Origin of the sequence: Rhodococcus sp. NPDC127593 (assembly GCF_042671975.1) — a bacterium.
Classification (GTDB): Bacteria; Actinomycetota; Actinomycetes; order Mycobacteriales; family Mycobacteriaceae; genus Rhodococcus_F.
Genome location: NZ_JBHXWI010000054.1, coordinates 56671 through 66259, shown reverse-complemented (window position 1 = coordinate 66259; position 9589 = coordinate 56671). Strand labels below are relative to the sequence as shown.

The 9589-nt window shown below is 66.9% G+C and carries 15 protein-coding genes; 7 read left to right on the top strand and 8 right to left on the bottom strand.

The features are described from left to right. Window positions 1-87: 87 nt before the first annotated feature. On the top strand, window positions 88-297 hold the full coding sequence (locus ACFVJ3_RS37730) for a gas vesicle protein (protein ID WP_378456910.1): 210 nt from the start codon (window positions 88-90) through the stop codon (window positions 295-297). Next, complete coding sequence (locus tag ACFVJ3_RS37725) at window positions 290-622, top strand: gas vesicle protein K (RefSeq protein WP_378456909.1); 333 nt, start codon at window positions 290-292, stop codon at window positions 620-622. Before ACFVJ3_RS37730 ends, ACFVJ3_RS37725 begins: the two co-directional genes overlap by 8 nt. 22 nt (window positions 623-644) lie before the next feature. Here the strand turns inward: ACFVJ3_RS37725 and ACFVJ3_RS37720 are convergent, their stop codons facing one another. The 3 genes from ACFVJ3_RS37720 to ACFVJ3_RS37710 all read right to left on the bottom strand — a co-directional run bounded on the left by ACFVJ3_RS37720 (window position 645) and on the right by ACFVJ3_RS37710 (window position 2701). After that, the gene (locus tag ACFVJ3_RS37720; RefSeq protein WP_378456908.1) at window positions 645-839 is read right to left on the bottom strand and encodes a CsbD family protein; all 195 of its coding nucleotides are present in this window, start codon (window positions 837-839) and stop codon (window positions 645-647) included. Between the two features lie 96 nt (window positions 840-935). After that, a complete protein-coding gene (locus ACFVJ3_RS37715; RefSeq protein ID WP_378456907.1) occupies window positions 936-1994 on the bottom strand; it encodes an S-adenosylmethionine:tRNA ribosyltransferase-isomerase in 1059 nt (352 codons plus the stop codon). After that, window positions 1991-2701, bottom strand: a complete 711-nt coding sequence (locus ACFVJ3_RS37710; protein ID WP_378456906.1) for an SDR family NAD(P)-dependent oxidoreductase — start codon at window positions 2699-2701, stop codon at window positions 1991-1993. Before ACFVJ3_RS37710 ends, ACFVJ3_RS37715 begins: the two co-directional genes overlap by 4 nt. 187 nt (window positions 2702-2888) lie before the next feature. On the opposite strand from ACFVJ3_RS37710, the gene ACFVJ3_RS37705 reads away from it, so the two are divergent. Then, window positions 2889-3209, top strand: coding sequence for a hypothetical protein (locus tag ACFVJ3_RS37705; protein ID WP_378456905.1), 321 nt, complete (start codon window positions 2889-2891; stop codon window positions 3207-3209). Window positions 3210-3261: 52 nt separating this feature from the next. Here the strand turns inward: ACFVJ3_RS37705 and ACFVJ3_RS37700 are convergent, their stop codons facing one another. After that, window positions 3262-3921, bottom strand: coding sequence for a class I SAM-dependent methyltransferase (locus ACFVJ3_RS37700; RefSeq protein ID WP_378456904.1), 660 nt, complete (start codon window positions 3919-3921; stop codon window positions 3262-3264). Between the two features lie 150 nt (window positions 3922-4071). Here ACFVJ3_RS37700 and ACFVJ3_RS37695 point away from each other — a divergent pair, with 150 nt between their 5' ends. Further along, window positions 4072-5106 carry a Gfo/Idh/MocA family oxidoreductase gene (locus ACFVJ3_RS37695; RefSeq protein ID WP_378456903.1) on the top strand — a complete coding sequence of 345 codons (1035 nt, stop codon included), beginning with the start codon at window positions 4072-4074 and terminating at the stop codon, window positions 5104-5106. 38 nt (window positions 5107-5144) lie between these two features. On the opposite strand, the gene ACFVJ3_RS37690 is transcribed toward ACFVJ3_RS37695, so the two are convergent. After that, window positions 5145-5462 (bottom strand): alpha/beta fold hydrolase, encoded by a 318-nt coding sequence (locus tag ACFVJ3_RS37690; protein ID WP_378456902.1) that lies wholly within the window; start codon window positions 5460-5462, stop codon window positions 5145-5147. Window positions 5463-5637: 175 nt separating this feature from the next. Between ACFVJ3_RS37690 and ACFVJ3_RS37685 the strand changes: the two genes are divergently transcribed. Then, a complete protein-coding gene (locus tag ACFVJ3_RS37685) occupies window positions 5638-5943 on the top strand; it encodes a hypothetical protein (protein WP_378456901.1) in 306 nt (101 codons plus the stop codon). 62 nt (window positions 5944-6005) lie between these two features. On the opposite strand, the gene ACFVJ3_RS37680 is transcribed toward ACFVJ3_RS37685, so the two are convergent. Next, complete coding sequence (locus tag ACFVJ3_RS37680) at window positions 6006-6482, bottom strand: DUF6194 family protein (RefSeq protein WP_378456900.1); 477 nt, start codon at window positions 6480-6482, stop codon at window positions 6006-6008. A 63-nt stretch (window positions 6483-6545) separates the two neighbouring features. On the opposite strand from ACFVJ3_RS37680, the gene ACFVJ3_RS37675 reads away from it, so the two are divergent. Continuing rightward, window positions 6546-7316 carry a TioE family transcriptional regulator gene (locus ACFVJ3_RS37675; protein ID WP_378456899.1) on the top strand — a complete coding sequence of 257 codons (771 nt, stop codon included), beginning with the start codon at window positions 6546-6548 and terminating at the stop codon, window positions 7314-7316. Here ACFVJ3_RS37675 and ACFVJ3_RS37670 read toward each other — a convergent pair. Beyond that, a complete protein-coding gene (locus ACFVJ3_RS37670; protein WP_378456898.1) occupies window positions 7267-7896 on the bottom strand; it encodes a class I SAM-dependent methyltransferase in 630 nt (209 codons plus the stop codon). The genes ACFVJ3_RS37675 and ACFVJ3_RS37670 overlap by 50 nt on opposite strands. A 162-nt stretch (window positions 7897-8058) precedes the next feature. On the opposite strand from ACFVJ3_RS37670, the gene ACFVJ3_RS37665 reads away from it, so the two are divergent. Continuing rightward, window positions 8059-8481, top strand: a complete 423-nt coding sequence (locus ACFVJ3_RS37665) for a nuclear transport factor 2 family protein (RefSeq protein WP_378456897.1) — start codon at window positions 8059-8061, stop codon at window positions 8479-8481. 14 nt (window positions 8482-8495) lie between these two features. On the opposite strand, the gene ACFVJ3_RS37660 is transcribed toward ACFVJ3_RS37665, so the two are convergent. Next, window positions 8496-9587: a substrate-binding domain-containing protein gene (locus tag ACFVJ3_RS37660; RefSeq protein ID WP_378456896.1), complete on the bottom strand. Its 1092-nt coding sequence runs from the start codon at window positions 9585-9587 to the stop codon at window positions 8496-8498. Window positions 9588-9589 lie beyond the last annotated feature (2 nt).

The following is a 9589-nucleotide window of genomic DNA, read 5'->3' as shown; positions in this document are numbered from 1 at the left end:
GTGTCAAGCGAGCAGGGCAGTGACCCGGCGGCACCTCGGGTGCATCGGCAGTCCATCTGAAACCACCGACACAAGGATGGTGCACCAGTGAGCGAGATGGTCCCCGCGGACGACACTCGCCGCATCGCGCTCGTCGACCTGCTCGATCGGGTGCTCGGCGGTGGCGTCGTCATCACCGGTGAGATCACCCTGTCGCTCGCCGACGTCGACATGGTCCGAATCTCGCTGCGCACACTCATCGCATCGGTCAGCGCACTCGTTCCCGACCCGGTCGGGCAGGAGCCCGCCGATGACTGAGTCCGAGCCCGATGATTCGAATGAACCGACCGACATCGGTCGCCGGGTTCTGCCGCAGAGAATCGACGCCGACCCCGAATCCGTCGAGAAGGGCCTGGTCACCCTGGTCCTGACGATCGTCGAACTATTACGTCAATTGATGGAACGGCAGGCGCTGCGCCGAGTCGAGCACGGCGATCTCAGCGACGAGCAGATCGAACGCATCGGCACGACGCTCATGCTGCTCGAGGAGCGGATGGCAGAGTTGCGTGATCATTTCGATCTCACGCCCGAGGACCTGAACATCGACCTCGGACCGCTGGGGCCGCTGCTGTCGAACGAATAGCCCGGAACTCACCGAGGTTCGATCAATGTTTGAGGGCGTTCTTGATCTTCTTGCCCGCGTCCTTGACCTTGTCTCCCATTTGCTTGGTATTGCCCTTGGCTTGCTCCTTGCTCCCCTCGCCTTCGAGGTGGGCGTTTCCGGTGGCCTTGCCGACAGCCTTCTTGGCGGCGCCTTCGGCGGTTTCGACCTTGTGCCGGATCTTCTTTCCCATGTTCATGACGACGTCCTGTCCTCCGTGATCCCTTCTGATTTGCCGAGATCACCAACTTCAGTCAACTCGCACACAGCGCCGCTGTCGAGAACCTCGATCGCGTCACCGTCGCAGCAAGAGCGCACTGTCTCCGAACTCGTGCCACAGGTAGCCGCGGGCAAGCGCCTCGTCGTAGACGCGACGGACGGCGGCCTCCCCCACCACCGATTCGAGCAGCATCAGGTGCGAGGCCCCCGGCGCGTGCCAGCCCGTGATCAGGCCGTCCACCACCCGGGTCGGCCTCCCCGCGCTCAGCACCAGATCCGTCCAGCCGGTGCCCGCCACCGCCGTGCCGTCCGAACTGGCCTGGGTCTCGAGGGCCCTGGTCACGGTGGTGCCGACCGCGATGACGCGACCTCCCGCGGCACGCCGGTCGTTAACCAGCCGCGCCGTCGGCTCCGGCACCTCGTACCGCTCGGGGATCGGCGGCTCCCCTAGCTCCGGCGAGGAGACACCCGTGTGCAGCAGGATCGGCGCCACCACCACCCCCGTGGTCGCCAGGTCGGTGACCAGCGGATGGGTGAACGGCCGGGCAGCACTGGCCATCTCGGCGCTTCCGCCGGTACGGCCGAAGATCGTCTGGTACAACGACAGGGGCCAGCGATCGTGGACGTACGCGTAGGTGATCGGATGGCCCGAGGTGGCGAGCAGTTCCGCGGCTACGTCCGCGACGCCGTCGATCGAGGCCCGCCACAGCCTGGTCGAACCGAGTGGCCAGGGTTCCACGAGCGTCGCGACAACGCCGCGCGGCAGGATGATCCGCGTTCCCGCCGCGACCGTGTCGAGAGCGCCGGAGACCGGTCCCGGCGCTCGCACCTCGACCGCCCAGTCGCCGTCCTCGAGGTCGGTGGAGAAGTGCACGACAACAGGTCCCACCGCGTCGACGGTCCCGTCGACCGCCGCGGCCAACGTCGACGACGCGTTCACCACCACCACATCGCCCGGCCGGAGGAAGCGCGGTAGGTCGTGAAATCTGGTGTGCTCCAACCTACCCCGATCGGAGACCAGCAGCCGCACCGAGTCGCGCAGAAGCCCCCGGCTCTCCGGTGGACCGCTCGCCTCCAATCGTCGAGGCAGCACGAACCGGAACTCGGCCGCGGAGGCGACGCGCGCGCGGGTCACGACGACACCTCCGTGTTCGCTGCGACCGCGAAGTCCGACGCGCGATACCGACCGCTGGGTGGTCTCGTATCGAGTAAATGCAGCAGCGCCGGCACCACTGTCTCCGGATCGGGCCGATCCGAAATGTCCTCGCCGGGGAACGCCGCCTGGTGCATCTCGGTGCGCATGTCGCCGGGATCGAAGGCATAGACCGCAAGGCCGGGCTCCTCGACCGCCAGCACCGCGGTGGCGTGGTCGAGCGCCGCCTTCGCGGCCCCGTAACCGCCCCAGCCCGCATAGGCCTCGACCGCGGCATCCGACGAAATGTTGATCACGGTCCCGCCCGCGTCCCGCACCTGCTCGATCAGCGCGGCGATCAATGCGAGTGGGGCGAGCACATCGGTTGCGAAGACCTGCGCCAATGCGTTCTCCGGATACCGGGCGAGGGGAGGCATCGGGCTGGGTCCGAGCGCGCTGGCGTTGTTGAGCAACAGGTCCAGTCGCCCCCGCGCGGCGATCTCCTCGGCGATGCGCTCGCGCTGCCGCGGATCGGTTACGTCACCGGAGAGCGCGGTGATGGTGTGTGCCCGCGCGGCAACCCGGTCGAGCGGTTCGACCCGCCTGCCGGTGATGATCACCTCCCAGCCGCGCTCCGCGAGCGCGAGTGCGCTCGCCCGTCCCAGCCCTGCCGATCCTCCAGTGATCAGCGCCGTTGTGGTGCCGTTCATCGCAGACTCCTTGCTTCCAGTGACATCTGCGACCATCGTGAAACCTAAAGTCCACTTCATGTCAAGGGCGGGAGGTGTCAGCCTGCCGCCCGGCCGGTTCGCGCGGCGCACACACGGGGGTGGGATTTCAGGATGAAGCGGACGATAATTGGGTCCCTATCGTGAGACGAATCGAGGGTGACATCGCATGAACACATTCGCAGTGCGACCGGCGCTCGCGGCGGCCGCCGCGCTCGCCATTTTCGCAACACCCGGTGTTGCGGCCGCGGCACCGAACCTGCACGGGGATTCGACAACGCCGGGCACACAGGTTCAGGTCGAGAGCGATCCGGGCGACTCGAACAGCTACACCTGCGGGGCAGTCGGCGTCGCGGGAGCCGGAGTCGGGTCGAATTCCTCCGGTGGCGCCGGTCAGGTCAACGGCGCGTACTTCGGCCCCGGCCCCGTCCAGGGCGGCTGCGTCGGCAGTGACGGGTCGGTCTACTTCCCGACTGGCAACGCCGAATGACGCCACCCCCGAGCAAAATACCGACGTTTCACCGGGCCGACCCGCCCGCAGGCTAAATCCGCGTGATGGTCGCGAACCAGGCCGGTGCGCCGTCGTCGTGGAATCTCGTCTCGATCCGGTCCGATTCGATGGCGGCGACCTTCCATCCATCGCTAGGGTCGAACGCCGCTCTCAACTCCTCCCGGCTGACGGGGTGCGGGCCGGTATCGGGGCCATCGTCGCTGAAGCACAACACATACACGGTTCCGCCGTGTTCGGTCACCGACGCCAAACTTGCCACATAGCGTGGTCGCTCGGCGGCGTCGAACGTGTGGAACAGTCCGCAGTCCAGGACGGTTTCGAACCGGCGCCCGGTGTGTTCCAACTGGAACGCGTCGGCCACCGCGAACTCGACCTCGATCCGACGGTCGTCGGCCTTCTCCCGGGCGATCGCCAGTGCCGTCTCAGCCACGTCGACGCCCAGAACCTGCAATCCCAGCGAGGCGACGTGAAGAGCGTTCTCGCCGGTCCCGCATCCCGCGTCGAGCACCGTTCCGGCGAATCCGCCTTCGGATGCCACCCGCACGATCGCCGGCTGCGGCCGGCCGACATCCCAAGGCGCAGGGCCCTCGTGGTACGACGCATCCCACGGCCGTCCCGTCATCCGTTCGTGACTGGTCGGGTGCCGACCACCGAACGGATCGTCGGCGAGGGGTCCTGATCGCTCCGACAACTACGTCGCCTCCCTGCAACTGATCGCGGCAACTGATCGCGCCACCTCATCTTGGCACGGCACTGCGCGGTTCTCGACCTCGACACCGCGAATGCCTGCTCCACAGACACGGGATAGATTGTTCGAATGTCTTAACATACAATCGCAGGCATGAGCGTAAGAATCGGAATTGTCGGGTACGGGCTGGGCGGCCGGTACTTCCACGCGCCGTTCGTCGACGCGGCTGCAGGAATCACGCTGGGCGGCATCGTGACCCGCTCCGCCTCCCGTATCGCCCAGGCTGCCGCGGACTTCCCTGGAGTACCGGTGTTCTCGAGCCTCGGCGAGCTCATCGACTCCGGCGTCGATGCGGTCACCATCACCACCCCACCGCAGACGCGGCGCGAGCTCGTACTCGAGGCGATCGGCCGGGGTGTGCACGTGGTCGCGGACAAGCCTTTCGCGCCGGATGTCGAGACGGCCCGCGAGTTGATCGCGGCCGCCGACGACGCCGGCGTGCTGCTCAGCGTTTTCCACAACCGCCGATACGACGCCGACATCCGCACGCTGAAGTCGGTGTTGCCGCGACTCGGCGACATCTGGCGGGTCGAATCCCATTTCGACCTCGACGGTGCCGACACGCTCGAAGCCGGCCCGACCGGCGGGTTGCTGCGAGACATCGGCGCGCACGTCGTCGACCAGATGCTGTGGTTGTTCGGGCCGGCAAAGAGGGTCGACGCCCACCTCGATTACGTCGACCGCCCGGAGGGGCGCACTGACGCCGGCTTCGTCGTCAACATCGCTCACCGCGGTGGGGTCTATTCGAGTGTGTCATCGAGCAAGGTCAACCACCTCGAGGGACGGCGGCTGCGCGCGTTCGGCAGCGTGGGCAGCTATGTGGCCGACGGTACGGACGTGCAGGCACAGGCTCTCTTCGCGGGGGTGCGGCCCGTCGACGATCCCACCGGGTGGGGTTACGAACGACAGGAACGGTGGGGCGTCCTCCACACGGCGGACGGCGCGGAAAAGGTTCCCTCGCAACGGGGTGCATATCAGGACTACTACACGGAATTCGCGGCCGCAGTTGCCGGCACCGGCGAGCAGCCGGTGCCGGCCCGCACCGCGCTCGGCACCATCGTGGTGTTGGCAGCGGCGCGTGAGGCCGCGGAGAGCGGCAGCACGGTCGTCGTGCAGTCCGTCGACTGACCGGGCCGACTACGGCGGCGCGTGCGTCGGTTCGGGGCTCAGAACGCGGACTCGAGAAATTCGGCGACAGCCTTGTTGAACGAATGTGGTCGTTCCATGTTCGTCGCGTGGCCTGCGCGCGCGACGACGGTCGACGCTCCGTTCGGTGCGAGTGCAGCAGCCGCTGCGGCGTGTGCTGATGGCCAAAACTCGCTGTCGGAGCCGGCAACGAAGAACACGGGAAGATCGCTCGAACGGATCGTCGAACGCCAGTCGCGCTGTGCATGATCGTTGAGCAGGGCGAGTTCCGGTGGCGACAGGCATGGTGGCCGCCTGCGGTCACTGCGACGGTAGTGCGGCCTCGGGAATCCATCCATGGGTAAATTCTCCACTACGGGACGGTTTCACTGTGAAACCGAAATTCCTGGGCTGTCGGGTGTAACGTTCCGGGCCCTCGCAGACACCATTCGAGTAGCTGTGGACGTTGGGCCCACGCATTCGAACAGGACACACGAAATGCACACCTCACTTCCCCACTCCGAGACTTCACACGTGGCGAATCCTTCAGCCGCAGTGAATCATCTCCCTCGAACCCCCCTGCACAACCGGTTCGCCACGGCCGCCGTCGCCGCCGCGCTCGCCGTCTTCCCTCTCGGAGCCGCCACCGCCATCGCGACAGCGGCCGAACACCCCGTCACGACAATCGCCGCACCCACCATCCCCGGCGACCGCGGTGACAACGGTGACGGCCCCCGCCACGACCGACAACGCGACCAACGGCAAGAACGCAGGGACCAGAGCATGACGCTCGACGAACTCCTCGTCGGATGGAACAGTAGCCAGATTCACCAGATGTGACGACGCTTGACCGAGGACGACGCCGATATTCGTCGTCCTCGGTCCCGCATACCGTTCTCGTATCAGCGTGGGGTGGACTCCGCTCGTCGCTCATAGCGCAAGCGAGCCAGCGTGTGCGCCCTGCGCAGCAACCCGCGAGCGACTTCGCCGGTGCGTGCGCCAGGGTCGATGACCGCCAGCCAGGCCAGGGAGCCATAGACGGGATGCGCGATGACGGTGTCGGGCGCACCGGCGTCGACGCCGGCGACGCCCTGTTCTCGCGGTGCGCGGCCGGTTGCCTCGATGTACGCCTCCTTCCCGGCATGGATGTTCACCCGGAACGCACCTTCGCGGTCCAGACCCGAGCTTTTGTCGCCAGGGTAGTTCTTGGTGACGATCGTGGCGAAGGGCTGGGTTCTCTCGGGAACGATTCGATCAGGTGAGTAGTAGAAGAAGGTGTCACCCCAGCTGATCTCCGGCGAACCGTCTCCGGGGGCAGGGCTGAGCGTCAGAACGTCGCCGAGGCCTTCGACGAAGTCGATGATGTCGTCCATGGTCATAGCTTCCAGCGTTTCATTAAAGTCCAAGTGGAGACCTCGAAGAGCAAACGTAGGAGAAAAACGGTGCCAAGTCTCCACTCGCGTAATCTGCGGACCGTCGATGTCGCCAGGCGTGCCGGGTGCTCCGTGCAGCACGTACGCAACCTCGAACGCGACGGGGTGCTGCCACCCGCGATCCGCACAGCCACCGGCTACCGGATGTACACCGACGTGCATGTGCAGTCCGCGCTCGCCTACCGGGAACTCGCCATCGGCGCCGGCCCGGTCGAAGCCAAACACATCGTGCGCAGCGTGCACACGTCCGCGGCCGCCACAACGGTCGCCCTCCTCGATGCCGCACACGCCCGACTCCACGCGGAACGAACCGAACTCGCGCTGGCGAAGCAGGCCGCCGATGTGACCTCGACCGAGCCGATCCACGACGTGCAGGCCTCGGACTGGATGAGCGTGAGCGAACTAGGGATCGCCCTCGGCGTCCGCCCCTCCACGTTGCGGCATTGGGACACAGAGGGACTCGTCGTACCGGACCGGGACACACCCACGGGCGCGCGCCGATACTCCCCTACCCAGGTCCGCGACGCTCGCGTCGTGCATCAGCTACGCAGAGCCGGTTACCGCATCGCACCTCTCCGCGCGGTCATGACACAACTCAGGCACACACCCGGCTCGGGTGATATCGGCGCCGCGCTCGCTGCCCGCGACCGGGCGATCACAGCGCGCTCCCGAGCCCTGCTCGACGCAACCGCTGCCCTCACCGTGCTCCTGTCACTCAACGGAGGGGTGGTCAGTGCGCGCGCGAAAACACCGCCACCAGAAAGTCGGAATCCTCGGTGAACGGGCGCAGATCCCACGTCGAGAACAGCAGATCCGCCGTCAGGCCGCCTGCCTGAGCGTCCGCGAGAAATTGCGGGAACTCGTAGCCCCGGTCGGCACCGAACCCCACAACCACTCGGCCGGTCGGGCCGAGATGAGCGGCGAATCCCGCCAGCACCGACTCCCGGGTCGACGGCGCCAGGAAAGTCATCACGTTGCCCGCACAGACGATGACCTCGAAATCGGCTGCTACCCCGCGGGCCGGCAGATCCAACTCCGCGAGATCACCGACCAGCCACGTCGGACCGGGGTGATCCTCCTCTGCCACGCCGATGAGCACAGGATCCACATCGACACCCACCACGACATGACCGGCATCGTGCAAATAGCCACCGAGACGGCCCGGTCCGCATCCCGCGTCGAGGACCCGGCCGCCGCGGCCGAGCATCGCATCGACCAGGCGCGCCTCCCCCACGATGTCCTTGCCCTGCGCCGCCATCGCGCGGAACCGCTCGACGTACCACATCGAGTGCCCCGGGTCCGCCGATGTGATCTCCTCCCATTGGCTGGGGATGCGCTGCTTCGGTGTACGTGCACTCATTACCGATTCCTCCTCGATCCGGGCCGCTCGGCGAGCCACTGCCACCGTATGCGACACCACCTCGGCACCGACCCGCAGCCCAACGGTATTGCGCCGACGCGACAGTCTCGATCAGCGGGATCCCGGGGCCGACGCGGCCGGTCCTCCGAGGAAGATCGAGCCATGCCCGAGTCCGTTCCCGACCGCGTCCAGATCACCGACCGCCTGCACGTCGTTGCCGTCCTGCTCGACACGAAGGACTGGCCGGGGTTCGCGGCGACGCTCACCGAAGATGTCGTGGCCTACGGGCGAACCGGGCCGGCGGACGTGGTCGTCCGCGTCCGCTCCCACCTCGACGTCTGCGGCGCCACCCAACACCTGCTCGGCAACATTCGCATCGACGTCGACGGTGAGGCGGCGCGCACTCGGTCCTACTTCCGGGCATTTCACGTCGGCCTCGGCGACCGCGCCGGCGCGACGTACGAATGCCTCGGCGAGTACCTGGACGAGTGGCGACGCGGACCGTCGGGCTGGTTGCTGGCGGGGCGGGTGATCGACGTCCGGGCCGAAATCGGCGACCGCGGTGTCATCGCGCCCCTGAGCTGAACCTCGCCGACGGCTCAGGTGTGGTCCCCGCACACCGCGGATGCCGGGTCCGGTGCGCAGATCTGCTGCCACGTGTAGAAGCCGGAGTTGACCACGACGTTGAGGTTGTCCTTCGTGATGTTCTGCACGGGCAGGAACACCGTCGGCACGGCCATGTACTGATTGTCGATCGTGCCGTTGATCATCTCCTCCGGAATGCCTTCGCCGTGCAGGATCGACGTGGTCAGCTGCGCGGCGACCTTCGCCTGGTCGGACAGATTCTTGAAGATCGTGTTGTCGAGAGCGCCCTGTGCGATCAGTTGCAGCGCAGCGAGATTGGCGTCCTGTCCCCCGGTGACCGGGATCCGCCCGGCGAGCCCGCGGCCGGCCAGTGCCGCGACGATTCCGCCTCCCAGGTCGTCGTTCATGGTGACGAACAGCGCGATGTCGTTGTTCTCACGGGTCAGGCATTCCTCGGCGAATGCCTGACCTTCGGCCGGATCCCAGTCGTCGATCGCGGTCTCGCAGACGACACGGATCTTGCCGCTGTCGGCGAGCGGCTGCAGATATTCGTCCTGACCGACCCGAAATTGACGGGTTCCGTATTCGCCGAGGTTTCCCTCCACCCGGGCGATCTTCACACCGTCGCCGGGCATCGCGGCGATCAGATCCGCGGCGCGGCTCCCCTGCCGTCTGCCGACCTCGAGTGGATCGAAGATCACCTGAACGTCCGCCGGTCCACCGACCGCGTCGTGGTCGTAGAGCACCACGGGAACGTTTGCCTCGGCGGCAGCGGTCAAGGCTCCACCCGAGAATCTCGCGTCCGTGGAGATCAGCACGAGCACGGACGCACCCTCCGCGATCGCCGACTCGACCTGGCTCTGCTGACGTGCGGGATCGCCCTCGGCGTTGCGGACGGTGACCGTCGCCTCCGGCGCGAACAGCTCGAGGAAGTCGGTGAACAAGGGTTCGTCTCGCTCCACGAATCGGGTGGTCGTCGTGTTCGGCAAGAGAAAGAAGACCTTCTCCGCTGCGTCGTCGCCCCGCGGCGCGGGGGCCGCGCAGGCCCCGAGCACTACCGCTGCGACCGAGGCCGCGACGCAGAGCGCTCGCACCCTTGTCTTCATGA

What these genes read in the sequence shown, in the direction of transcription:
- ACFVJ3_RS37695 (WP_378456903.1), top strand. Translation starts at nt 4,072, where the DNA reads ATGAGCGTAAGAATCGGAATTGTCGGGTACGGGCTGGGCGGCCGGTAC.
- ACFVJ3_RS37705 (WP_378456905.1), top strand. Translation starts at nt 2,889, where the DNA reads ATGAACACATTCGCAGTGCGACCGGCGCTCGCGGCGGCCGCCGCGCTC.
- ACFVJ3_RS37720 (WP_378456908.1), bottom strand. Translation starts at nt 839, where the DNA reads ATGAACATGGGAAAGAAGATCCGGCACAAGGTCGAAACCGCCGAAGGC.
- ACFVJ3_RS37725 (WP_378456909.1), top strand. Translation starts at nt 290, where the DNA reads ATGACTGAGTCCGAGCCCGATGATTCGAATGAACCGACCGACATCGGT.
- ACFVJ3_RS37710 (WP_378456906.1), bottom strand. Translation starts at nt 2,701, where the DNA reads ATGAACGGCACCACAACGGCGCTGATCACTGGAGGATCGGCAGGGCTG.
- ACFVJ3_RS37665 (WP_378456897.1), top strand. Translation starts at nt 8,059, where the DNA reads ATGCCCGAGTCCGTTCCCGACCGCGTCCAGATCACCGACCGCCTGCAC.
- ACFVJ3_RS37660 (WP_378456896.1), bottom strand. Translation starts at nt 9,587, where the DNA reads ATGAAGACAAGGGTGCGAGCGCTCTGCGTCGCGGCCTCGGTCGCAGCG.
- ACFVJ3_RS37680 (WP_378456900.1), bottom strand. Translation starts at nt 6,482, where the DNA reads ATGACCATGGACGACATCATCGACTTCGTCGAAGGCCTCGGCGACGTT.
- ACFVJ3_RS37670 (WP_378456898.1), bottom strand. Translation starts at nt 7,896, where the DNA reads ATGAGTGCACGTACACCGAAGCAGCGCATCCCCAGCCAATGGGAGGAG.
- ACFVJ3_RS37690 (WP_378456902.1), bottom strand. Translation starts at nt 5,462, where the DNA reads ATGGATGGATTCCCGAGGCCGCACTACCGTCGCAGTGACCGCAGGCGG.